Source organism: Streptomyces sp. NPDC005803, from assembly GCF_040630435.1.
Taxonomy (GTDB): Bacteria; Actinomycetota; Actinomycetes; order Streptomycetales; family Streptomycetaceae; genus Streptomyces.
Genome location: NZ_JBEXXO010000003.1, coordinates 122,077 through 145,139 on the forward strand (window position 1 = coordinate 122,077; position 23,063 = coordinate 145,139).

20 protein-coding genes are annotated in these 23,063 nt (G+C 72.3%); 5 read left to right on the forward strand and 15 right to left on the reverse strand.

What is annotated here, in order from left to right:
- Positions 1–59: 59 nt before the first annotated feature.
- Together ABZ454_RS05900 and ABZ454_RS05905 are read right to left on the reverse strand one after the other, a co-directional pair.
- Positions 60–1,835 carry a PQQ-binding-like beta-propeller repeat protein gene (locus ABZ454_RS05900; RefSeq protein ID WP_359536260.1) on the reverse strand — a complete coding sequence of 592 codons (1,776 nt, stop codon included), beginning with the start codon at positions 1,833–1,835 and terminating at the stop codon, positions 60–62.
- A gap of 173 nt (positions 1,836–2,008) precedes the next feature.
- On the reverse strand, positions 2,009–3,826 hold the full coding sequence (locus ABZ454_RS05905; RefSeq protein WP_356317962.1) for an ABC-F family ATP-binding cassette domain-containing protein: 1,818 nt from the start codon (positions 3,824–3,826) through the stop codon (positions 2,009–2,011).
- Between the two features lie 193 nt (positions 3,827–4,019).
- Here ABZ454_RS05905 and ABZ454_RS05910 point away from each other — a divergent pair, with 193 nt between their 5' ends.
- Positions 4,020–4,667 carry a lipoprotein gene (locus ABZ454_RS05910; RefSeq protein WP_359536261.1) on the forward strand — a complete coding sequence of 216 codons (648 nt, stop codon included), beginning with the start codon at positions 4,020–4,022 and terminating at the stop codon, positions 4,665–4,667.
- 181 nt (positions 4,668–4,848) lie between these two features.
- Here ABZ454_RS05910 and ABZ454_RS05915 read toward each other — a convergent pair whose 3' ends face one another.
- The 6 genes from ABZ454_RS05915 to rsmI form a co-directional block, all read right to left on the reverse strand.
- Positions 4,849–5,754 (reverse strand): 4-(cytidine 5'-diphospho)-2-C-methyl-D-erythritol kinase, encoded by a 906-nt coding sequence (locus tag ABZ454_RS05915; protein WP_359536262.1) that lies wholly within the window; start codon positions 5,752–5,754, stop codon positions 4,849–4,851.
- The gene (gene rsmA / locus ABZ454_RS05920) at positions 5,751–6,623 is read right to left on the reverse strand and encodes a 16S rRNA (adenine(1518)-N(6)/adenine(1519)-N(6))-dimethyltransferase RsmA (protein ID WP_356317956.1); all 873 of its coding nucleotides are present in this window, start codon (positions 6,621–6,623) and stop codon (positions 5,751–5,753) included. The genes ABZ454_RS05915 and rsmA overlap by 4 nt, the downstream gene beginning before the upstream one ends.
- 9 nt (positions 6,624–6,632) lie before the next feature.
- The gene (locus ABZ454_RS05925) at positions 6,633–7,823 is read right to left on the reverse strand and encodes a ubiquitin-like domain-containing protein (RefSeq protein WP_359536263.1); all 1,191 of its coding nucleotides are present in this window, start codon (positions 7,821–7,823) and stop codon (positions 6,633–6,635) included.
- 115 nt (positions 7,824–7,938) lie between these two features.
- On the reverse strand, positions 7,939–8,820 hold the full coding sequence (locus ABZ454_RS05930) for a TatD family hydrolase (protein ID WP_359536264.1): 882 nt from the start codon (positions 8,818–8,820) through the stop codon (positions 7,939–7,941).
- Positions 8,821–8,854: 34 nt separating this feature from the next.
- Positions 8,855–9,244, reverse strand: a complete 390-nt coding sequence (locus ABZ454_RS05935; protein WP_359536265.1) for a hypothetical protein — start codon at positions 9,242–9,244, stop codon at positions 8,855–8,857.
- A 159-nt stretch (positions 9,245–9,403) separates the two neighbouring features.
- Entirely contained in the window at positions 9,404–10,300 is an 897-nt protein-coding gene (gene rsmI / locus ABZ454_RS05940) for a 16S rRNA (cytidine(1402)-2'-O)-methyltransferase (protein WP_359536266.1), read from the reverse strand.
- 53 nt (positions 10,301–10,353) lie between these two features.
- On the opposite strand from rsmI, the gene ABZ454_RS05945 reads away from it, so the two are divergent.
- The 3 genes from ABZ454_RS05945 to ABZ454_RS05955 all read left to right on the forward strand — a co-directional run bounded on the left by ABZ454_RS05945 (position 10,354) and on the right by ABZ454_RS05955 (position 14,545).
- Positions 10,354–12,132 carry a phospholipid carrier-dependent glycosyltransferase gene (locus tag ABZ454_RS05945; protein WP_359536267.1) on the forward strand — a complete coding sequence of 593 codons (1,779 nt, stop codon included), beginning with the start codon at positions 10,354–10,356 and terminating at the stop codon, positions 12,130–12,132.
- A 133-nt stretch (positions 12,133–12,265) separates the two neighbouring features.
- Entirely contained in the window at positions 12,266–13,921 is a 1,656-nt protein-coding gene (locus ABZ454_RS05950; RefSeq protein ID WP_359536268.1) for a penicillin-binding transpeptidase domain-containing protein, read from the forward strand.
- Positions 13,922–14,032: 111 nt separating this feature from the next.
- Positions 14,033–14,545, forward strand: a complete 513-nt coding sequence (locus tag ABZ454_RS05955) for a YbaK/EbsC family protein (RefSeq protein ID WP_356317942.1) — start codon at positions 14,033–14,035, stop codon at positions 14,543–14,545.
- Positions 14,546–14,765: 220 nt separating this feature from the next.
- On the opposite strand, the gene ABZ454_RS05960 is transcribed toward ABZ454_RS05955, so the two are convergent.
- The 5 genes from ABZ454_RS05960 to ABZ454_RS05980 all read right to left on the reverse strand — a co-directional run bounded on the left by ABZ454_RS05960 (position 14,766) and on the right by ABZ454_RS05980 (position 19,394).
- Positions 14,766–15,560 (reverse strand): SDR family NAD(P)-dependent oxidoreductase, encoded by a 795-nt coding sequence (locus tag ABZ454_RS05960; protein ID WP_359536269.1) that lies wholly within the window; start codon positions 15,558–15,560, stop codon positions 14,766–14,768.
- Positions 15,557–16,717, reverse strand: coding sequence for a serine hydrolase domain-containing protein (locus ABZ454_RS05965; protein WP_356317970.1), 1,161 nt, complete (start codon positions 16,715–16,717; stop codon positions 15,557–15,559). The genes ABZ454_RS05960 and ABZ454_RS05965 overlap by 4 nt, the downstream gene beginning before the upstream one ends.
- 66 nt (positions 16,718–16,783) lie before the next feature.
- Positions 16,784–17,566, reverse strand: coding sequence for an ABC transporter ATP-binding protein (locus ABZ454_RS05970; RefSeq protein ID WP_356317938.1), 783 nt, complete (start codon positions 17,564–17,566; stop codon positions 16,784–16,786).
- Complete coding sequence (gene cbiQ / locus ABZ454_RS05975) at positions 17,554–18,315, reverse strand: cobalt ECF transporter T component CbiQ (RefSeq protein ID WP_359536270.1); 762 nt, start codon at positions 18,313–18,315, stop codon at positions 17,554–17,556. Before cbiQ ends, ABZ454_RS05970 begins: the two co-directional genes overlap by 13 nt.
- Positions 18,315–19,394 (reverse strand): energy-coupling factor ABC transporter permease, encoded by a 1,080-nt coding sequence (locus ABZ454_RS05980; RefSeq protein WP_359536271.1) that lies wholly within the window; start codon positions 19,392–19,394, stop codon positions 18,315–18,317. Before ABZ454_RS05980 ends, cbiQ begins: the two co-directional genes overlap by 1 nt.
- Positions 19,395–19,581: 187 nt before the next feature.
- Here ABZ454_RS05980 and ABZ454_RS05985 point away from each other — a divergent pair, with 187 nt between their 5' ends.
- Positions 19,582–19,932 (forward strand): SsgA family sporulation/cell division regulator, encoded by a 351-nt coding sequence (locus ABZ454_RS05985; RefSeq protein WP_356317932.1) that lies wholly within the window; start codon positions 19,582–19,584, stop codon positions 19,930–19,932.
- 184 nt (positions 19,933–20,116) lie between these two features.
- Here ABZ454_RS05985 and ABZ454_RS05990 read toward each other — a convergent pair whose 3' ends face one another.
- Together ABZ454_RS05990 and ABZ454_RS05995 are read right to left on the reverse strand one after the other, a co-directional pair.
- On the reverse strand, positions 20,117–22,345 hold the full coding sequence (locus tag ABZ454_RS05990) for an MMPL family transporter (RefSeq protein ID WP_359536272.1): 2,229 nt from the start codon (positions 22,343–22,345) through the stop codon (positions 20,117–20,119).
- 122 nt (positions 22,346–22,467) lie between these two features.
- Positions 22,468–23,040, reverse strand: coding sequence for a TetR/AcrR family transcriptional regulator (locus tag ABZ454_RS05995; RefSeq protein ID WP_356317928.1), 573 nt, complete (start codon positions 23,038–23,040; stop codon positions 22,468–22,470).
- Positions 23,041–23,063: the final 23 nt, after the last annotated feature.

Below are 23,063 nucleotides of genomic sequence, written 5' to 3' on the forward strand. Positions count from 1 at the left end.
CCGCCCCTGTTCCCAAGGGAGAACCGCCCCGTGATGCCGCCGTTACGCCTCATCGGCCGTCAGTCGCCGAACGCCGCGATGGATCGCGCCTCCACCTCGTCGTCGTCCATCCCGCTCATCCTCTTGTGCGTGAAGAAGGAGCGTCCGTCCACATAGGAGACGAACGGGGTGAGGAAGTCGCGTTCGAGGGGGGCCGCCGCCACCGGGTGCCGCAGCACCATGTCCCAGTCGCCGCCCGTGGGCGGGAGGGAGGCGATGCCGCCGCCCTTGTTCCCGGCCGCCGCGAGCGACATCAACAGCTTGCCGCCCTCCGTCCGCAGCGGCGTCAGGGGCTGGTCGGCCGGGGAGGCGACCGCCCACTTGAACCTGCCGGTCGACAGGTCGAAGGCGGCGACCTTGTTGCCCGCGCCGGCCTTGGCGTCGACCGGCCCGGTCGCCATGTAGAAGGTGTTCCCACCGGCGGCCACCCCGACGCAGCTGTCGAGGTTGGACCCCTGGACGCGCAGGTCCTTGTCGCAGCTGCGCAGGTAGTTGGCCGGTCCGCCGGAGAGCTGGGTGCGGTAGGTGCCGTCGGCGTTGAGCACGAGCACGCCCCACTTGGCGTTCCCCTGCGTGAGCGAGACCACGATGGGGTCGGCGGAGTAGATCTGCTCGACCTGCCAGCCCTTCTTGACCTTGTACGTCCACTGCACCTTGCCGGTGGCGGGGTCGATCCGCTGCACCTGGTGTTCCTTGTGGTCGTCCGCGGCGGTCTGACAACTGGCCGCCGCGATCGCCACCGGGCCGCTGGCGAAGCCGAACGGCTGGCAGTTGCCGGGCAGTTTCCCGAACAGCACCTTGCCGTCGCTGACCCGGAAGGCGTCGGTCCTGCTGGTGCGCCCCACGGTCACGGTGTCGCCGTTGATCGACATCGCAAGGTCGGAGAGCCCGTCCCAGGCGCCCTCGCGGACGTAGCCCTTGCGCCAGCCCAGCTTGCCCGTCCGCAGGTCGACCATCTGCAGGTTGTCGCAGGTCGCGTCGTCCGCGGTGCTGTGCGCGATGCCCACGACGATCTTGCCGTCGGCGGTGGGCCGCGTGGGCGCCGCACAGGCCTCGGTGGGCAGCCGCGCGCTCCACTTGACCGTGCCGTCGGTGACCGAGTAGCCGGTGACGGTGTGGTACATGGCCGTGACGACGGTGTCGCCGGCGAACCACGGACCGTAGACGTCCCTGCCGCCCTCCGGGAGGTCGACGCCGCCCTTCCGGAGCCAGAGGACCTTCGCCTCCCCCGCCTTGCGCTTCGCGTTGATCGCGTCCGCCTCGGCGCGGAGGTCGGTCGTGTCGCCGCCCTCGTCGTCCCCCTTGCCGCCGCTCCCGGTGGGGGAAGGGGCCGGCGGCGCGGAGCTGTGGCCGCCGTTCGCCGTGGGCTTCGGGTCGTCCCCGTCGTCGCCGGTGGCGAGCCAGATGCCGCCGCCCGCCAGGAGCACCACCGCGAGCAGGCCGCCGATGAGCATCCCGGTCCGGCCGCGGAACCGGCCGCCGCCCCGCGGCCCGCCGGGCTGCGGAGGCTGCGTCGGGTAGCCGTAACCCGGCTGGTGGTGCTGCTGCTGGGGCGGATAGCCGTAACCCGGCTGCTGCTGGGGCGGATAGCCGTACCCGGAGCCTTGCGCCGGCTGGTTGTACGGGCCGGGCTGACTGCCGTACGGGCCTGGCTGGTTGCCGTACGGCCCGGCCGGCTGTCCGTACGGGCCGGTCGGCTGCGGCTGGGCGGCCGGGGGCGGGTACGCCCCGGGCGGCGGGTCGTAAGGAGCTCCGAACCCGCCCTGCGGCGGCTGTTGTCCGGGCGGCTGGCTCATCGGCCCGTCCCCCTGTTCCGTTGTCGTTCCGTCGGTGCCGGTGGTGCGAGGCGGCCCGGCTCACGCGGGGCGCGGTTTCTTTCTACCACCCGCCCCACGTGCCTCATCGGCCACACCGGTCACGGAAGTTGTACGGACCACGCGGCGGGACGCCCGACGGCGGCCCCGGACGGTCAGGCGTCCTCGGCCAGTTCCAGCCAGCGCATCTCCAGCACGTCGCGTTCCGCGACCAGTTCGCGCAGTTCGGCGTCCAGCTTCGCGACCTTCTCGAAGTCGGTCGCGTTGTCGGCGATCTGCGCGTGCAGGGTCGTCTCGCGGGTCGACATCTTGTCGAGCTGGCGCTCGACCTTCTGGAGCTCCTTCTTGGCCGCGCGGGCGGCCTGCGGCGAGACGCCCGGGGCCGGGGCGGCGGCCTGGGCGCTCGCGGCGGGAGCGGCGGCGGGCGGCGCCGACGCGGCCAGCTGGTGCCTGCGCTCAAGGTACTCGTCGATCCCGCGCGGCAGCATCCGCAGCGCCTTGTCGCCCAGGAGCGCCATCACCCGGTCCGTGGTCCGCTCGATGAAGAACCGGTCGTGGGAGATCACGATCATGGACCCGGGCCAGCCGTCGAGGAGGTCCTCCAGCTGGGTCAGGGTCTCGATGTCGAGGTCGTTGGTGGGCTCGTCGAGGAAGAGGACGTTCGGCTCGTCCATCAGCAGCCGCAGGATCTGCAGCCGGCGGCGCTCACCGCCCGAGAGGTCGCCGACCGGGGTCCACTGCTTCTCCTTCGAGAAGCCGAACTGCTCGCAGAGCTGGCCGGCGGTCATCTCCCGGCCCTTGCCGAGGTCGACCCGGTCGCGCACCTGCTGCACGGCCTCCAGCACCCGCAGGTTCGGGTTGAGCTCGGCGACCTCCTGGGAGAGGTAGGCGAGCTTGACGGTCTTGCCGACGACGATCTTCCCGGCCGCGGGCTGTTCGTCGCCCTGCGTACGGGCCGCCTCGGCCAGGGCCCGCAGGAGCGAGGTCTTGCCCGCGCCGTTGACGCCCACGAGACCGATCCGGTCGCCGGGGCCGAGCTGCCAGGTGAGGTGGGTGAGCAGCGTCTTGGGGCCTGCCTGGACGGTCACGTCCTCCAGGTCGAAGACGGTCTTGCCGAGCCGGGCGTTGGCGAACTTCATCAGCTCGCTCGTGTCACGCGGCGGCGGCACGTCGGCGATCAGTTCGTTGGCCGCCTCGATGCGGTAGCGCGGCTTGGACGTGCGGGCGGGGGCTCCGCGCCGCAGCCAGGCCAGCTCCTTGCGCATCAGGTTCTGCCGCTTGGACTCCTCGGTGGCCGCGATCCGCTCCCGCTCGGCCCGGGCGAAGACGTAGTCGCTGTAACCGCCCTCGTACTCGTGGACCGTGCCGCGCTGGACGTCCCACATGCGGGTGCAGACCTGGTCGAGGAACCAGCGGTCGTGGGTGACGCAGACCAGTGCGGAGCGGCGGGCGCGCAGGTGTCCGGCCAGCCAGGAGATGCCCTCGACGTCGAGGTGGTTGGTCGGCTCGTCGAGGACGATCAGGTCCTGCTCGGCGATGAGCAGCTTGGCCAGCGCGATCCTGCGGCGCTCGCCACCGGAGAGCGGGGCGATGACGGTGTCCAGACCCTGCTCGAAGCCGGCCAGGTCGAGGCCGCCGAAGAGTCCGGTCAGCACATCGCGGATCTTGGCGCTGCCCGCCCACTCGTGGTCGGCGAGGTCGCCGATGACCTCGTGGCGGATCGTGGCCTTCGGGTCGAGCGAATCGTGCTGGGTCAGGACGCCGAGACGCAGTCCGCCGTTGTGGGTGACCCGGCCGGTGTCCGCCTCCTCCAGCTTGGCGAGCATCCGGATGAGGGTCGTCTTGCCATCTCCGTTACGGCCGACGACACCGATCCGGTCCCCCTCGGACACGCCGAGGGACACACCGTCGAGCAGTGCACGGGTGCCGTACACCTTGCTGACCTGCTCGACATTGACGAGGTTGACGGCCACGAACGCTCCAGCTCGAAGGAGAAACACTGACCTTCAGCGTAGTCGCCACGGCGCCGGGCTCCTCACGAGCGCCCGCTCACCCGTGCGGGACGGGGCCGGGCACGGACTTCGCGCCGGCACATCCGTGCGGTACCTTGCCCGGATCGATCAAGGCCCGGGGCGGTCCCCGGCTCTCACCGGGGTGGGTAACTTCATGACACGACGTACGGTTCGCGGCCTGGCGCCCCTCCTGCTGGCGGCCGTCGCGCTGACCGGCTGCTCGTCGGGGTCCGGCGAGGGTGCGCGGGTGGACACCGAGCCGGGCGGCGGGGCGGCCACACAGGGCGCGGACGCGCAGGCCGCCGCCAAGGGCGGCACGGTCGGCGGCGCCGGTTCCGGGTGCGAGCTGCCGGTCTCCTTCGACCTGGCGCGGTCCTGGAAGGCGAAGGCCGTGGCCCCGGTGGAGCCGGACTCGGAGTTCGCGGCCCTCAGCAGGCAGGGCCCGGTCAGCATGGTCTGCGAGATCGACGCGAAGCCCGCAGGGCACATCGGCTTCCTGCGGGTGTGGCAGGGCGACGGCAAGGGGACCACCGCGCGCCAGGCGCTGGAGGGCTTCGTGAAGGCCGACGAGAACGCCTCGAAGATCACGTACACGCAGACCACGGTGGGGAAGCTGTCCGTGACCGAGGCCGGTTACACCGTCTACAGCAAGATCATGGAGGAGTCGCGCCCGGCCCGCGCCTTCGCCGTCGCCACCCCGGACGGGCCGGTCGTGGTGCACCTGGGCGGACTGGACGCCCAGGAGCACGAGGGGATGCTGCCGGCGTTCGAGCTGGCGAAGCGGAGCGTGCGGCTCGGCTGAGCCGTCGGCCGGAGGGTGCCCGGTGGCTGTCACGCCGCCGGAGCCGGCCCGGGCTGTGGCGGCCGCGGGCCGCGCGCCTCGGCCGTGCCTCCGCCCCGGAACACCGTGCGTACGCGTACGCGTCCACTCCCGGAACGCCGCGCGTACCCGTACCCGTACGCACAGCGTTCCGTACGTCTTCCTACGGACGCAGGATCGTGGCCCCCGGCGCCGGGGACGTCGCGATCCGGGCGGTGCGGCAGGTCCCTGAGGCGGTCAGCGCGTCGGCGACCTTGTGGGCCGATGCCTCGTCCTCGGTCAGGAACGCGGTGGTCGGCCCCGAGCCCGAGACCAGCGCGGCCAGCGCACCCGCGGCGGTGCCCGCCGCGAGGGTGGCGGCCAGTGAGGGCCGCAGCGACAGCGCGGGGGCCTGGAGGTCGTTGCTGAGGGCTCCCGCGAGGGCGGTGGGGTCACCGGCCCGCAGTGCGGCCAGCAGTGCGGGGGACGCGGCGGGCGGGGGCACCCGCGTGTCCGCGGTGAGCCGGTCGAACTCGCGGTAGACGGCCGGGGTGGAGAGGCCGCCGTCGGCGACCGCGAAGACCCAGTGGAAGGTGCCGCCGGCCTCGACCGGGGTGAGCTGCTCGCCGCGGCCGACCCCGAGGGCCGCCCCGCCGACCAGGCTGAACGGCACGTCGCTGCCCAGCTCGGCGCAGAGGGCGAGGAGCTCCTCGCGGCCGGCGCCGGTGGACCAGAGCGCGTCGCACGCCAGCAGGGCCCCGGCCGCGTCCGCGCTGCCGCCGGCCATGCCGCCCGCGACGGGGATGTCCTTGGCGATGTGGATGTGCACGGCGGGTGCGATGCCGTGCCGCTCGGCCAGCGCGGCCGCGGCGCGGGCGGCGAGGTTGGAGGCGTCCAGCGGCACCTGGTCGGCGTCCGGGCCCGAACAGGTCACGCGCAGCGCGTCGGCCGGGGTGACGGTGACCTCGTCGTACAGGCCGACGGCGAGGAAGACGTTGGCGAGGTCGTGGAAGCCGTCGGGGCGCGCGGCGCCGACCGCGAGCTGCACGTTGACCTTGGCGGGTACCCGGACGGTGACGCTCCCGCTCATGCGGACGGCTCCGGCTTGTTCTCGGCGATGGCGGCGAACTCCTCGACCGTGAGCGCCTCGCCACGGGCCTGCGGCGAGATGCCGGCGGCGACCAGGGCCGCTTCGGCGGCGGGCGCGGAGCCCGCCCAGCCGGACAGGGCCGCGCGCAGCGTCTTGCGGCGCTGGGCGAAGGCGGCGTCGACGACCGCGAAGACCTCGGCCTTGCTCGCCGTGGTCGCGACGGGCTCGGTCCGGCGCACCAGCGACACCAGCCCGGAGTCGACGTTCGGCGCGGGCCAGAAGACCTTGCGGCCGATGGAGCCGGCGCGCTTGACGTCGGTGTACCAGTTGGCCTTCACCGACGGCACGCCGTAGACCTTGTTGCCGGGCCTGGCGGCCAGCCGGTCGGCGACCTCGGCCTGCACCATGACCAGCGTCCGCTCGATGCTGGGGAAGCGGTCGAGCATGGTGAGCAGCACGGGCACCGCGACGTTGTACGGAAGGTTGGCGACCAGCGCGGTCGGCGGCGGTCCCGGCAGCTCCCGCACCAGCATCGCGTCCGAGTGGACGAGGGAGAAACGGCCGGCGCGCTCCGGCATCCGGGCGGCGACCGTGGCCGGCAGGGCGCCCGCCAGCACGTCGTCGATCTCGACGGCGACGACCCGGTCGGCCGCCTCCAGCAGCGCCAGGGTCAGCGAGCCCAGACCGGGGCCGACCTCCACCACCACGTCGTCCGGGCGGACCTCCGCGGTGCGCACGATCCGGCGGACCGTGTTGGCGTCGATGACGAAGTTCTGGCCGCGCTGCTTCGTGGGGCGTACGCCCAGCGTCGCGGCCAGCTCGCGGATGTCTGCGGGGCCCAGGAGGGCGTCGGGCTCTGTGGTGCTCACCCGTCAAGCCTAAGGGCTGTCCTCCGCCGGACGTCCGGGTTCTTCCTCCCGCCCGGCCGTCCGGGGGGCGGTGCCGGCCTTCACGACCCGGCTGACCGGTTCCCGTACGACTTCGGTGGCCAGTACGCGGGGCTTCTGCCGGACGCCGTTGACCGTCCGCACGGCGTACATGACCCGGCGCGAGCCGTCCCGTCCCTCGCGTTCGACGACCTCCGTCCCGGCGGGCAGGGACCCGTCCCCGGTCCGTTCCACGGCGTAGGGCAGCAGTTCCTCGCGCACCGTCCTGGTGGTGGCGATCCGGAGCACCGAGACGGTCTGGCCCTCACGGGGGAAGCTCTCCGGGGCCACGGACGTGGTGTCCTCGCCGCGCAGGACGACCCCGGCCCGGGCGACGGCCTCGCGGACGGTGGCAGCGGTGGTGCGGACGGTGTGCTCGCGGCCGTCGGCCATCACCGTGACCGTGCGCTCGGTGCGCACGTCCAGGGTCAGCCCGGTGCGCCCGATCGGCGCCGACCGGGAGACGGAGAGGTAGGCGCCCTCGGCCCGCACGCCCAGCCGGCGCAGGGCGGCGCCGACGGTGGGTTCGGAGGTCCAGACCCGGCGCCGGACGCCGTCGAGCGTGAGCGTCACCGGGCGGGGGCCGCCGACGGTGATCACGTCGCCGTCGGCGAGGCGGGTGCCGGGGGCGGGGGACACCGCCGTGCCGTCGCCGGGGTCGATGCCCTGCTCGGCGAGGAGTTCGCCCACGTCGTCCGCGAAGGTGTGCAGGGTGCGGGGCTCCCCGTCGACGTCCAGCGTCACCGCCTTGTCCTCGGCGACGAAGGCGGTCGTCCCGCCGGCCAGGAACGCGACCACGAGGGCCTGCGGCACCAGGCGGCGCAGCTGCTCGGGACGGTCGGGGGCCCGTCGCCTGCGGGCGCCCCGCCGCGCCCCGGGCCTGTTCCCGGGCCCCGGCGCGGTGAGAGCGGTGACGGTGGGGGCCTGCGCGGTGCGGCCCGCGGAGCCGGACGCCGTCGCGGTCCGCCCCGTGGGCACGTCGACGGCGGTCGGTGTGCGCCGGGGCCACGCGGCGAGGGTCAGCGCCTCGTGCGGCGGTACGGGGGACGGGCCCGGGACCACGACGGTGGCGGGCCCGCGCGTCGCGGCCGCCGTGCGCCCCCTGCCGCGTGCCGCGCGGTGACTGCCCTGCGAATTGCTCACGACGCTCGCTCCAGAAGGTCCGTACCGGCCCGGCTCACTCTCGGCGCCCGGGACGATAGCGGAGCGCGCGTCACTCTCCAAAGCGGCGCGACTACCCAGCGTCGCCGGTGCGTGGTCAGTAGTCGAAGGCGCGGGCCGTGTTGTCGGCGATCGCCGACGCCAGGGTGTCCTCGTCGACGCCCTTGACCTCCGCCATGGCGCGCAGCGTGACCGGAATCAGGTACGGCGCGTTAGGCCGTCCGCGGTACGGGGCGGGGGTGAGGAAGGGGGCGTCCGTCTCGACCAGGACCAGCTCCATGGGGGCGACGGCCAGCGCGTCGCGCAGCGGCTGGGCGTTCTTGAACGTCACGTTGCCCGCGAAGGACATGAAGTACCCGGCCTCCGCGCAGATCCGGGCCATGTCGGCGTCGCCGGAGTAGCAGTGGAAGACGGTCCGCTCGGGGGCGCCCGCGTCGGCCAGGATCCGCAGCACGTCGGCGTGCGCCTCGCGGTCGTGGATGACGAGCGCCTTGCCGTGCCGTCGGGCGATCTCGATGTGGGCCCTGAAGGACTCCTCCTGGGCCGCCATGCCCTCGGGACCGGTCCGGTAGTAGTCGAGACCCGTCTCGCCGACCCCGCGTACGTGGTCGAGTGCGGCCAGCGCGTCGATCTCGGCGAGCGCCTCGTGGAGCGCGGCGCTCCCGCCGCCCTCGCGGGCGCCCGGCAGCGACGCAGCGGGCTGGGAGGCGCCCCCTCGCTCCCCGTGGACGATCCGCGGCGCCTCGTTGGGGTGCAACGCGACCGCCGCGTACACATTCGGGTGCGCGGCGGCGGTCTCGGCCGCCCAGCGGGAGCCCTTCACGTCGCAGCCCACCTGGATCACGGTCGTCACGTTCACCGCGGCGGCCCTGGCCAGGCCCTCCTCGACGGTGCCGTCCTGCATGTCCAGGTGGGTGTGCGCATCGGCGACCGGCACCCGCAGGGGCTCGGGCAGCGGCGGGGCTTCGGTACGGCTCATGGCCACGATCGTACGAGGACCGTGGCCGGGAACGTCACTTGCGGTGGAAGGGGTGCAGGAGGTCGGCCAGGTGCCAGTGGTGGTCGGCCCTGGGGGCGGCGGTGGCGGCCACGGGTTCGTCCTGCGGCTCCTGCGCGGGCAGCGGCCCGGCCGGCGCCTGCGCGCGGCTCTTCTGGAGGAGCTGCTGCACCCCGGAGACGCGGCCGGCCCGCATGATCCGCACGACGTGCCCGCCGCAGTTCGCGCAGGTCGGCGTCGAGAGCGGGGACGGCACGCGTTCGCCGTCGGCCTTGTAGACCACGAATGCGTGGTTCGACGCGTCGACGTGGTGCTCTATTTCGTAGGCCTGTTCCCAGCCGTGTCCACACCTCATGCAGGCGAAGGCATATGCCTCGTGGACGGTGGTTGCTGCGATCTCGCTCATGCCTGCTCCTCTTGTCCGCCGGACAAGCACTCCGGAGAATGCGTCCTGGATCCAGTGGACGCCTTTACCGGCGGGAGCGCACCGGGCCCTGTCGAGTGTTGGAGCGGTTTTGGCCTTGCCGTGGTAAAAGGGGCCGGAACGCGGCTCGCGCTTTGCCTTTCACGATAGTCCTTTGCCGTCCGCTGGGCCGGTCCGCTCCGCATTCTTTGCTGCGACGACCGCGTCGAACACCTCGCGTTTGGGCAGCCCCGCCGCCGCGGCGACGGCGGCGATCGCCTCCTTGCGCCGCTCCCCCGCCTCCTCGCGCACCCGCACCCTGCGCACCAGCTCCTGCGCGTCCAGTTCCTCGGCTCCGGAGTCCGCCGCGCCCTCGACGACGACGGTGATCTCGCCGCGTACGCCCTCGGCCGCCCAGACGGCGAGCTCGCCCAGCGGACCGCGCTTCACTTCCTCGTACGTCTTGGTCAGCTCCCGGCACACCGCGGCGCGCCGGTCGGCGCCGAAGACCTCGGCCATCGCGGCGAGGGTGTCGTCGAGCCGGTGCGGGGCCTCGAAGAAGACCATGGTGCGGCGCTCGTCTGCGACCTCGCGGAGCTTGCCGAGGCGCTCACCGGCCTTGCGCGGCAGGAAGCCCTCGAAGCAGAACCGGTCCACCGGCAGGGCGGACAGCGCGAGTGCGGTGAGCACCGCTGACGGACCGGGCACCGCGGTGACCTTGATGTCCTTCTCCACGGCCGCGGCGACCAGCCGGTAGCCGGGGTCGGACACGGACGGCATCCCCGCGTCCGTGACCAGCAGCACCCGGGCCCCGCCCATGAGCGCCTCGACGAGCTCGGGCGTACGGGCGGACTCGTTGCCCTCGAAGTAGGAGACGACACGCCCCGTGGTGTGGATGCCCAGCGCCTGGGTCAGCCGGCGCAGCCGGCGGGTGTCCTCGGCGGCGACGACATCGGCCGTCTCCAGTTCGGCGGCGAGGCGTGGCGGGGCGTCCGCCACATCGCCGATGGGGGTCCCTGCGAGTACCAGCGTTCCAGTCGTCTCCGTCACAACGTCCATCCTCCCAGCACGGGCGGCAGCACTCGCACAGATGCGTTCCCTACGATGGCGCGGTGACGAGTACTGCGCCCGAAGCCCGGCAGGGCCAAGACGCCGGGGAAGAGCACGGCCCGGAGCCGACTTCCTGGCAGCAGCGGCTGCGCCGCTTCGGCCATGTCCCGCGCCCCGGTACCGGGCTGCGGGAGCGGCTGGTTCCGCCGTACACCCGCCCCGGGGGGCAGTTGTGGGCGGTGCTCGGGATTCCCCCGCTGCTCGCGGACCGGCTGGTGCGCTGGTCGGCGTGGGGCGGTCCGCTGCTGGTGGCGGCGGTCGCCGGGGTGCTGCGGTTCTGGAAACTGGGCAGCCCGCACGCGGTGATATTCGATGAGACGTATTACGCCAAGGACTCCTGGGCGCTCGTCAAGCAGGGGTACGAGGGGGCGTGGCCCAAGGACGTCGACAAGCTGATCCTCAGCGACCCGTCGCAGGTGCCCGTCCCGACCGATCCGGGCTATGTGGTGCACCCGCCGGTCGGCAAGTGGATCATCGGGATCGGTGAGCAGATCTTCGGGTTCACGCCGTTCGGCTGGCGGTTCATGGTCGCCGTGCTCGGCACGCTGTCGGTGCTGATGCTGTGCCGGATCGGCCGCAGGCTGTTCCGCTCGACGTTCCTCGGCTGTCTGGCGGGCGCGCTGCTCGCGGTGGACGGGCTGCACTTCGTGATGAGCCGCACCGCGCTGCTCGACCTGGTGCTGATGTTCTTCGTGCTGGCCGCGTTCGGCTGTCTGCTGATCGACCGGGACTGGGCGAGGCGCCGGCTGGCGGCCGCGCTGCCGGTGGACGAGGAGGGCGTGCTGCGCCCGGACGCCGGGGTCGCGGAGGGGCTGCGGCTGGGCTGGCGGCCGTGGCGGATCGCGGCGGGGATCTCGCTGGGGCTGGCCTTCGCCACCAAGTGGAACGGGCTGTACATCATGGTCGCGTTCGGCCTGATGACGGTGTTGTGGGACGTGGGGGCGCGCAGGACCGCGGGGGCGGTGCGGCCGTACAAGGCGGTGCTGAAGCGGGACCTGGTGCCGGCGTTCGTCTCGACGGTGCCGGTCGCCGTCCTCACGTACCTCGCCTCGTGGACCGGCTGGATCATCCACGACGACCCGGAGCGGCACGGCTACTACCGGGACTGGGCGGCAACCGACGGCAAGGGCGGCCACTGGACCTGGCTGCCGGACTGGCTGCGCAGCCTGTGGCACTACGAGAACCAGGTCTACGACTTCCACGTGCACCTGACGTCCGGTCACACCTACCAGTCCAATCCGTGGAGCTGGATCGTGCTGGGCAGGCCCGTCTCGTACTTCTACGAGGAGCAGAACGGCTGCACCGATTCGTCGACCGGCAAGTGCGCGCGCGAGGTGCTGGCGCTCGGCACGCCGCTGCTGTGGTGGGCCGCGTGCTTCGCCCTGCTGTACGTGCTGTGGCGCTGGTTCTTCCGCCGCGACTGGCGGGCGGGCGCGATCGCGTGCGGGGTGGCCGCGGGGTGGGTGCCGTGGTTCCTGTACCAGGAACGCACCATTTTCCTTTTCTACGCGGTCGTGTTCGTTCCCTTCCTCTGTCTCGCGGTCTCGATGATGATCGGTGCGATGCTGGGCCCGGCGGCGGGCACCGGAACGGCCCATCGACTGGGTCTGGAAAAGAGCGATCCCTCGGGTGAACGACGCCGGACCGTGGGGGCCGTGGCGGCCGGTGTACTGGTCCTCCTGATCATCTGGAATTTCATCTATTTCTGGCCGCTGTATACCGGAACATCCATTCCTGAGGATTCCTGGCGTGATCGCATGTGGCTGGATACCTGGATTTGACCGGTCTGTTCGCACCCCGCCTGATCGCATTCCGATAACAACCGGCTCCGCTGTCACGGCACTCCCGTAGGGTGCCGGGAAGAGCCTCCTTGAACATGTTCAAGGTGGCCTCCTGGGGAGGGGGACAGCAGGAATGCGCAGCGGAGTGAAGGTCGCCGTGGTCGGCGGGGTGTTCGCGGTCGTGGTCGGCGGGGTGGGCTACGGGGCCTACAACGTCCTGGACGGCCTCGGCGACAGCGGCGTCGGGGGCGGTACGGACAGCAAGGCCACCTCGTCCGAGGTGCGGACCGGTCCTGTCACCGAGGACGAGATCGCCGAGACGTCCGAGAAGTTCCTCGCGGCGTGGGCGAAGGGCGACGCGGCCGCCGCGGCCCAGCTCACCAACAACGAGGGCGACGCCGGGCCGGCCCTGACCGGTTTCAGCGAATCGGCCCACGTCACCCAGGCCGTGATCACCCCCGGCCGGGCGACCGGCTCGACGGTCCCGTACACGGTCAAGGCGACCGTCTCCTACGGCGGGAAGACGAAGCCCTGGTCGTACGCCTCCAAGCTGACCGTGGTGCGGGGACTGACCACGGGTCACGCGCTCGTCGACTGGGCGCCTTCCGTGATCCACCCGGACCTGGACAAGGGCGAGTCGCTGGAGACGGGCGAGTCGAAGACCGCGTCGATCGAGGCGGTCGACCGCAACGGCGAGGTGCTCAGCAAGGAGAAGTACCCCTCGCTGGGCGGCATCCTGGACGAGCTGCGCGAGAAGTACGGCCAGAAGGCCGGCGGCACCACGGGCATCGAGACGTGGATCAACAACGCGAACGCCGACGGCGCGGACCAGACGCTCCTGACCCTGGTCGAGGGCAAGCCGGGCCGGGTCCCGACCACGCTGGACGCGAAGGTGCAGGCCGCGGCCGAGACGGCGGTGAAGAAGTACGACAAGTCGTCCGTGGCGGCCGTCGAACCGTCGACCGGCGCGATCCGGGCCATCGCCGGCAACCCGGCGGGCGGCTTCGAGTCGGCCCGGTTCGCCGCGGTGGCCCCCGGCTCGACGATGAAGATCGTGACGGCCGCGATGATCATCCAGAACGGACTGGGCAGCGCGAACTCGCCGGTCCAGTGCCCCTCCGACGTGACGTGGCTGGGCGTGCCCTTCCACAACCTGGACAACTTCTCGATGCCGCACCCCACCTTGAAGACCGCGTTCGCCCGGTCCTGCAACACCGCGTTCATCAAGGCGATAGGGCCGCTGGACCAGAAGGACAAGGCCGATACGGCCCTCGTCGACGAGGCCTCGCAGTACTTCGGGATCGGCCGGAACTGGCAGGCGGGCGTGAAGACCTTCGACGGTGACGTGCCCGCCTCGCAAGGCGCGGAGACCGCCGCCTCGTACATCGGTCAGGGCAAGATCCGGATGAACCCGCTGAACATGGCGTCCATCACCGCCACCGCGGTCAACGGCCGGTTCCTGCAGCCCTACATCGTCCCGAAGGACCTGGACGGCAGGACGTTCGCCACCGCCGCCCCGCTGCCCGGCGGGGTGTCGGCGCAGCTGAAGCAGATGCTGCGCTACACCGCGAACAGCGGCGAGGGCACGGCCACCCAGGCGATGGCGAGCGTGGGCGGCGACAAGGGCGGCAAGACGGGTTCGGCCGAGATCGACGGCCACGCCACGTCCGACAGCTGGTTCACCGGCTTCAGCAACGACCTCGCGGCGGCGGCCCTCGTCCAGTCCGGCGGCCACGGCGGGACCGCGGCCGGCCCGGTCGTCGCGGAAGTCCTGCGCGCGGGACCGTGACGAGGGGGGCCGGACCGCCCGCGGTCCGGGGCCATGGCCCCGGCAGCCCGTGCCGTCCGTCCCGCCGAACTCGGTCGCACGCCCCGGAGCCCGGCCGATAGCGTGCGGGGCATGAGCACTTCCGACGCCCATGCCCCGGCGGGCAACGACACCGCCGCCCATCCCCGATTCGCCGAGGCGCTGCGCGAACTCGGCCTCGACGTCGAGATCCGCCGCTTCCCGGAGGCCACCCGGACCGCGGCCGAGGCCGCGGCAGCCCTCGGCTGCGAGCTCGGCGAGATCGTCAAGTCGCTGATCTTCGAGGCCGACGGGGTGCCGGTACTGGTCCTGATGGACGGCTCCTCCCGCGTCGATGTGGAGCTCGTACGGCAGGAGTTGGGAGCGGCGAAGGTGCGGCGGCCCGGAGCGGACGTGGTCAGGGAGGCCACCGGTTACGCGATCGGCGGTGTGCCGCCCTTCGGGCACCGCACCAGGACCCGGGTCCTGGCCGACCGCGGGCTGCTCGCCCACGAGGTGGTGTGGGCGGCTGCCGGCACCCCGTACACGGTCTTCCCGCTCGCCCCGCGGACGCTGATCGAGCACGCCGGCGGAACACTCGTGGACGTGCGCGAGCAGACCGCGTGACACCGCTCGTCGCCCTGACCGCCCGCCTTCACGCACGCCGGCTGGAACGCCATCGCTCACGCGATCAAGGACAGCTGCTCCGGGGCATCCGCGGCTCCGGCGAGGGCGTCTGATGCCGCACACGAGCTGAGCCGCGGCCGGCCTCAGGTGGCGCACTGACGCCGCGCCGGGACGTCACGCTCGGACATCGCGCCGGGACGTCACGCCCGGAGCCGAGGACTCAGTCCCGGATGAGTGCCTGCCGGAAGCCCGTGTTCACCGCGGTCAGACCCCCGTCCACGCACAGCGTCGTGCCGGTGACCCAGGCCGCGTCGGACGAGGCGAGGAAGGCGACGGCGGCCGCGATGTCCTCCGGTTCGCCGACCCGGCCGAGCGGGTAGAGGCCGCTCACCCGGGCCAGTTCGGCGTCCCGGCCCGCCCAGGCGTCCGTGCGGACCGTGCCGGGTGTGACCAGGTTGACCCGCACGCCGCGCGGTCCTGCGTGGCCGGCGAGGGTGCGGGTGAGGCTCGCCAGGCCCGCCTTGGCGGCGCTGTAGGCGTGGTTGCCGAAGTCCTGCACCCCGTTGACCGAGCCGATGCTCACGATCGCGCCCCGGCCGGACGCGGCGAGGTGCGGGAGCGCGGCGCGGGCGCACCGGTAGGCGCCGGAGAGCGTGATGTCCAGGTCGCGCTGCCAGCTCTCGTCCGGCTCGTCCTCGAAGAGCGCGGCGTCCGGTGTGCACGCGTAGGCGTTGTTGACCAGGACGTCGAGCCCGCCGAGCGCCGAGACGGCGTGGGCCACCGCCGCGTCGACCGCCGCCCGGTCGGCCACGTCGCAGGGCCGGGCCTCGGCCACGCCGCCGCTTCCCCGGATCTGCGCCGCCACCGCCTCCGCCCGTTCGCCGTCCAGGTCGGTGACCAGGACCTGGGCGCCCTCGGCTGCCAGGCGGCGGGCCGTGGCGGCGCCGATGCCCTGGCCCGCACCGGTGACGAGAACGTGGTATCCGTCGAATCGCGAGAGAGCGGCAGAAGTCATAGCGCCGAACGTACTGCGCGCACCAGTGCCTGGGCACGGGGGTCGGCGGTGACTCCCTTCTGCAGACCGTTCGTCACATAGCCGAAGGCGATACCGGATTCGGGGTCGGCGAAGCCCAGCGATCCGCCCCGGCCGGGGTGGCCGAAGGAACCCGGGGCGAGCAGCGGGGCCGCCGGTCCGTGCAGCATGTAGCCGAGGCCGAAGCGGGTGGAGACGATCAGGACCCGGTCCGGACCCGCCGATTCCTCCGTGCGGGCCAGGGTGAGGGTGGCCGGGGCGAACAGCCGGTGGCCGTCGACCGGGCCGATCATCGCGGCGTAGCAGCGGGCCAGGCCGCGGGCGGTGGCGGTGCCGTTGGACGCGGGGAGTTCGGCGGCCCGGTAGCCGGGGTCGTTCTCGTCGGGCAACGGGTCGATGGCGCCGAACGCCCGTCGGGTCAGTGACTCCGGGTCGCGGTAGGCGTCGGCCACCGAGCGCTTGGGGCGTACCCGCAGCGCGCCCGTGCCGTCCCCGGCCGGCGCCTCGACCGGGCCGATCCGGCCCACCCGGTGCGCCTCGTCCGCCGGGATGCCGAACCAGAAGTCCAGGCCGAGCGGGCGGGCGATCTCCTCGGCGACCCAGCGGCCGATGGTCCGCCCGGTGACGCGCCGCACCAGTTCGCCGACGAGCCAACTGTAGGTCTGCGCGTGGTAGCCGTGGTCGGCGCCGGGCTCCCACTGGGGGCGCTGGGCGGCGACCGCCTGCGGGCCGCTCATCCCGTCGGCCGCCTCGTCGGGCGTGAGCGGCCGGTCCAGCGCCGGCAGGCCGGCCCGGTGGGCGAGGAGGTGGCGGACGAGGACGCGTTCCTTGCCGTTCGCCTTGAACTCCGGCCAGTACGTGCCGACCGGGGCGTGCAGGTCGATCTGCCCGCGCTGGTGCAGCAGCAGCGGGACGGCGGCGGCGATGCCCTTGCCGGCCGAGCGGACGATCTGCACGGTGTCGACGGCCCACGGTTCGGCGCCGTCCACGTCTCTGGTGCCGGCCCACAGGTCGACGACCTTGGTCCCGTGCCGGTAGACGGTGACCGCTGCCCCGCGCTCCCCGCGCTGTTCGAAGTTACGGATGAAGGCGTCCCGGACCGGTTCGAATCCGGGCGCCGCCGTGCCCCGTACGTCCACGCCTGCTCCTGCGCTGCCGCTCATCCCTCCATGGTGCATTGCGCCGCAGGTCGCGGGTGGGGCGGGTCACCCCAAGTTCACCGTCACGGAACGTGGATCGAACCCGAAGGGGAGCTCCAGCCGGTGGGCGCGCATCAGTTCCTCGTCGCACAGGAGGTCCTGGGTGCGGTCGTCGGCGGCGATGACCCCGTCGCTGAGGATGACGGCCCGGCCGCAGAGTTCCAGGGCGTACGGCAGGTCGTGCGTCACCATCAGCACGGTGACGTCCAACGAGCGCAGGATGTCGGCGAGTTCCCGGCGGGAGGCCGGGTCCAGGTTGGAGGAGGGCTCGTCCAGGACGAGGATCTCCGGGCGCATGGCGAGGACCGTGGCGACGGCGACGCGGCGGCGCTGGCCGAAGGAGAGGTGGTGCGGGGGCCGGTTCGCGTACTCCTCCATGCCGACCTGCCTGAGGGCGTCGGTGACCCGCTCCTCCAGTTCGGCGCCGCGCATCCCGCCGGCCGCGGGCCCGAAGGCGACGTCCTCGCGGACGGTCGGCATGAAGAGCTGGTCGTCGGGGTCCTGGAAGACGATGCCGACGCGGCGGCGGATCTCGGCGAGGTTGCGCTTGGCTACGGGGAGCCCGGCGACGTGGACAGTGCCTGCCCCCGCGTCGAGGATGCCGTTGAGGTGGAGGACGAGGGTGGTCTTGCCGGCCCCGTTCGGGCCGAGCAGGGCGACGCGCTCGCCGCGTGCGACGGTCAGGTCGACGCCGAAGAGCGCCTGGTGACCGTCGGGGTAGGCGTAGGCGAGGCCGCTGACCTCCAGGGAGGGCGGTACGGGGTCGGTGGTGGGGCTCATACGGTCCATCCCAGCAGACACACGACGAGGGCGAGCACGGGGAGGGCGGAAGCGTACGCCCACTGGGCGCGCGAGGCCGTCACCTCGTCGATGACCGGCATGGAGCCGGTGTAGCCGCGGCTGACCATCGCGAGGTGGACGCGTTCGCCGCGTTCGTACGACCGGATGAACAGGGCCCCCGCCGAGGTGGCCAGGACGCGCCACTGCCGTACCCCGCGCGCCTCGAAGCCGCGCGAGCGGCGGGCGATGGACATCCGGCGCATCTCGTCGGTGATCACGTCGCCGTACCGGATCATGAAGGAGGCGATCTGGACGAGCAGCGGCGGCAGCCTGAGGCGCTGGAGACCGAGCAGCAGGGAGCGCAGCTCGGTGGTGGAGGCGAGGAGCACGGAAGCGGCGACGCCGAGGGTGCCCTTGGCGAGGACGTTCCAGGCCCCCCACAGGCCGGGGACGCTGACGGAGAGCCCGAGGACGTGCGTCTGCTCGCCGGGTACGACGAACGGCATCAGCAGGGCGAACGCGACGAACGGCACCTCGATCAGCAGCCGCTTCAGCAGGAAGGCGGCCGGGACGCGGGCCGCGGCGGCGGCGCCGGCGATGAGCAGCGCGTACAGCCCGAAGGCCCACACCGCCTCGCGCGGGGTGGTGACGACGATCACGACGAAGCAGAAGACCGCGGCGAGCTTGCAGTGCGGCGGCAGGTCGTGGACCGGCGAGTGCCCGTGCCGGTAGAGCTTGTGGGCGTGCCCGGCGCCCATCAGACCTTCTCGCCGCTGCGGGAGCCGCTGCCGGAGTCACTGCCGACGGGGTCGTCGTTCGTGCGCCGACGGCGGCTGACGACGTAGAACGCGCCGCTGCCGACGACGAGGGTGGCGCCGACGCCGATCACTCCGGCCAGTCCGCCGGAGAGCCGGGCGTCCGAGACGTCCTTGACGCCGTAGTCGGCCAGCGGGGAGTCCTTGGCCGCGTGGTCCTTGGCCTGCTTGTCGATGCCCTGGTCGGTGGCGACCTTCTCCAGGCCGTCCGGGTTCGCGGAGGCGTAGAAGGAGACGACGCCGGCCAGCAGGAGGGCGCTGGCCAGGCCGGTCGCCCACACGCCCCGGTGGGAGCGGGAGGCGGCCGCGACGGGCTCCCGGGCGGGCGCGGGCGCGTCGACGAGTTCGCCGTCGACGCGGAGTTTGAGCGGGGCGGTGAGGCCGCGGGCGCCGTGGACCAGGTCGGGCCGGACGGCGATGACGGCGCCGACGGTCAGCGCGGTGATCACGGCCTCGCCGATGCCGATGAGGACGTGCACGCCGGCCATGGCGGTGAAGACCTTACCGATGGGGATGTCGGTGGTGCCGCCGACCCAGTACATCAGCGTGAAGGCGACAGCTGCGGCCGGCACGGAGACCAGTGCGGCGACGAAGGACGCGGCGGTCGTGGAGCGGCGGGTGCGCGGCAGCACGCGCACGAGCCCGCGGAACAGCGCGTACGCGACGACGGTGGTCACGACGCCCATGTCGAGGATGTTCACGCCGAGCGCGGTGAGCCCGCCGTCGGCGAAGAGGATGCCCTGCATCAGCAGGACGACGGATATGCAGAGCACTCCGGTGTACGGCCCGACCAGGATCGCGGCCAGCGCCCCGCCGAGCAGGTGCCCGCTGGTGCCGGCGGCGACGGGGAAGTTCAGCATCTGCACGGCGAAGATGAAGGCGGCGACCAGCCCGGCCAGCGGCGCGGTGCGCTCGTCCAGCTCGCGTCGGGCCCCCTTCAGGCTGACGGCCACCGCGCCGGCGGCCACGACTCCGGCGACGGCGGATACAGGCGCGTTGATGAATCCGTCGGGTACATGCATGGGGGAGGCTCCGCTTCCTGCGTTCCTGCGTTGCTGCGCGGGGTCATGAACCTCTCAAGGATAGGGCCTTGTTGCAAATCGTTCGCAAGAGCAGGGGTGTCACAACTGCCCCGGCCTCTCACAGTGCTCTTTTGCGAAAATATGGGACATTAGATGACGAAGACGCATACACAGGAGGAGCCGGCCCATGTCCCCCGTGATCAGAGAACATGCCCGAGCCCGGCTCGTCACCGACGCCGGCGACCTGCCCGTGGTGCCCGTCGAGCTGCGCTACGACCCCGCCGACGGCCCCGCCACGATCCACGTCGCGTTCCCGGGCGGCACGGAGTGGGTGGTCGCCCGCGATCTGCTGGAGCGCGGCCTGCGCTCCCCCGCCGAACGCGACGGCTACCGGATCTGGCCGTGCGGCCGCGCCCAGCTGATCGTCGAACGTCATGCGGCGGACGGCGTCGAGGTGGTGCAGTTCGACTGCGCGCCCCTGATCCGCTTCCTGGGGCGCACGCACAGCCGGGCGGGGGCCGAGACCGCGCGCACCTGACCCCCGGGCCCGCTCCCCCGCATGCCGAGAGCCCCCGTGCACCAGGTGCACGGGGGCTCTCGTCGCCCCGGTCCCCCGTCCCCACAGGTAACCGGCGCTTCCGGGGCCGCGCTCCGCTCAGACGCGGCCCCGGAGGTCAGCGGCTCACCGACCGGCTCGACGCGGGTCGGCTCGCGTTCGCGCGTCAGACGCGGGTCAGCTCGCGCTCACCGCCGGCGTCCGGGCCGGCGCCGCCGGCGGGGGCACCGGCCAGCTCCTTGCGCAGGCCCTCACCCTCGACGTCGACGTTGGGGAGCACCCGGTCCAGCCAGCGCGGCAGCCACCAGGCCCGCTTCCCGAGCAGCGCGAGGACCGCGGGCACGATGGCCATGCGGACGACGAACGCGTCGAAGAAGACGGCGATGGCGAGCGAGAAGCCGATCATCTTGATCATCGACTCGCTGGACCCGATGAAGCCGGAGAAGACCGCCATCATGATCACGGCCGCGGCCGTGACGACCCGGGCCCCGTGCTTGAAGCCGGTGACGATGGCCTGGCCGGGCTTCTCCCCGTGGACGTACGCCTCACGCATCCGGGTCACGAGGAAGACCTCGTAGTCCATCGCGAGACCGAAGACCACACCCACCATGAAGATCGGCATCATCGACATGATCGGACCGGTCTGCTCGACCCCGAAGAGCGAGCCGAGCCAGCCCCACTGGAAGACCGCGACGACCGCGCCCAGGGCCGCGACGACCGAGAGCAGGAAGCCGAGCGCCGCCTTCAGCGGTACCAGCACCGAACGGAACACCACCATCAGCAGCAGGAAGGCGAGGCCGACGACGAGCGCCAGGTACGGCAGCAGCGCGTCGTTCATCTTCTGCGAGAAGTCGATGTTCATCGCGGTGGCACCGGTGACCAGGACCTCCGCACCGGTGTCGGACTTGATGTCCTTGCCCGCGTCGCGGATCGCGTGGACCACGTTCTCCGTCTCGACGGAGCTCGGCCGGTCCTTCGGGACGACCGTGACCATCGCCGCGTCGCCGGCCTTGTTGAAGTTGGCCGGGGAGACCGCGACGACCCCCTTCATGGCGGAGATCTCGTCGGTGACCTGCTTGGCGGCGGCCTTGCCGTCCGAACTGTTCGCCGTGTCGACGACCACCATCAGCGGCCCGTTGAAGCCGGGGCCGAATCCGTCCGAGAGCAGGTCGTAGGCGCGGCGCTGGGTGGTGCTGGTGGGCTGCGAGCCGTCGTCCGGCAGGCCCATCTCCAGGGACGCGGCCGGTACGGCGATGGTGCCCAGTCCGATCACACCGACCAGCAGCACCCACACCGGCTTGCGCAGCACGAACCGCGCCCAGCGGGTGCCCATGTTCGGCTTGGCCTCGGGCTTGTTCTCCGCCTCGGCGGCCTTGCGCGCCCTGCGTCCCACGACCCGCTTGCCCACGAAGCCCAGCATGGCCGGGACGAGGGTGAGGGCGATGAGGACGGCGATCGCGACCGTGCCGGCCGCGGCGAAGCCCATCTTCGACAGCATCGGGATGTTGACGACGGCCAGGCCGACCAGGGCGATGACCACGGTGAGCCCGGCGAAGACCACCGCGGATCCCGCGGTGCCGACCGCACGGCCGGCCGCTTCCTCCCGCTCCCGGCCCTCGGCCAGTTCGGCCCGGTAGCGGGAGACGATGAAGAGCGCGTAGTCGATGCCGACCGCGAGGCCGATCATCATCGCGAGGGTGGAGGTGGTGGAACCCAGGTCCAGCACATTGGCCAGCGCGGTGATCGACGAGACGCCGATGCCGACCCCGATCAGGGCGGTGAGCAGGGGGAGCCCCGCCGCGATGAGCGAGCCGAAGGTGATCACGAGCACCACCGCGGCCAGCGCGATGCCGATGACCTCGGTAGCGCCCGTCTCCGGCATCACCTGGAGCGCGTCACCGCCGATCTCCACGGTCATCCCGGTCTTCTGCGCGGACTCGCCCACGTCCTCCAGGGCGTCCCGGGTGGCGTCGGTCAGCTCCATGGAGTTGACCTTGTAGGTCACCGAGACGTACGCCGTCGTGCCGTTCTTGGACACGGCGTTGCCGGTGTACGGGTCGGCGACCGACGCGATCTGGTCCGAGCCCGCCTTCAGCTGGCCGGTGAACTTCTGGACGTCGGCCTTGTGGGCCGGGTCCGTCATCTTCTCGCCCTCGGGGGCCTTGAAGACGATGCGCGCGGTCGCGCCGTCGGCGCTGGCCGCGGGGAATCGCTGTTCCAGCAGGTCGAAGGCCTTCTGGGCCTCCGTACCCGGGATCGAGAAGGAGCTCGAGGTGGCGGTGGACGCGGTGGCCGCGCCGAATCCGGCGAGTGCCAGCAGCGCCACCCAGATCAGGGCGACGTAGCGGCGGCGCCGGAAGGCGAGCCGTCCGAGCTTGTAGAGGAATGTGGCCACGGGGGCGTACTCCCGGTCAGGTCGTTGAGTGGAAAAGGGCGTGAGGAACCAGCCCGACGACGAGAGCGGCGTGTCAGGTGGGGCTTGGGGAGAGGGCCGTGCGGGTGCCGTGGGGACGGCGGTCAGACTCCGAGAGCGGGGAGGATCACGGAGTCGACGTAATCGAAGAGGAACGCCTGGTCGACGGCGCGGTCCTCGACCAGTTGCCGGGCGGCGAAGGCGCCGATCAGCATGTGCGGTACGTACTTCAGCGCCGGATTGTCCGGACGCAGTTCCCCTCGGTCCACGGCACGGCGCAACAGCACGTCGAGACCGGTCATTTCCGGTTCGACCAGCAGTTCGCGCAGGGCCTGGAGGAGATCGGGGTTGGTGTGGACGGCATGGCTCAGACCCCGCATCAGCGCGGCGTCCTTCTCCATCTGACAGTCGTCACTGCGGCCCAGGACGGCGTGGAAGTCACCGCGCAGGGACCCGGTGTCGACCTCGCCCAGCCTCACGGGCTTGTTGTGCCGCAGGGCCGTGACGACGAGCTCGGGCTTGCTCCCCCACTGGCGGTAGAGGGTGGCCTTGCTGGAACGGGTGCGCGCGGCGACGGCGTCCATCGTGAGGGCGTCGTAGCCGACCTCGCGCAGCAGGTCGAGTACGGCGGCGTACAGCTCGCTCTCACGCTCGGGCGTGAGCCGTGTGCGTGCCATGGGTCGACCTCCTGTTCCTGAGC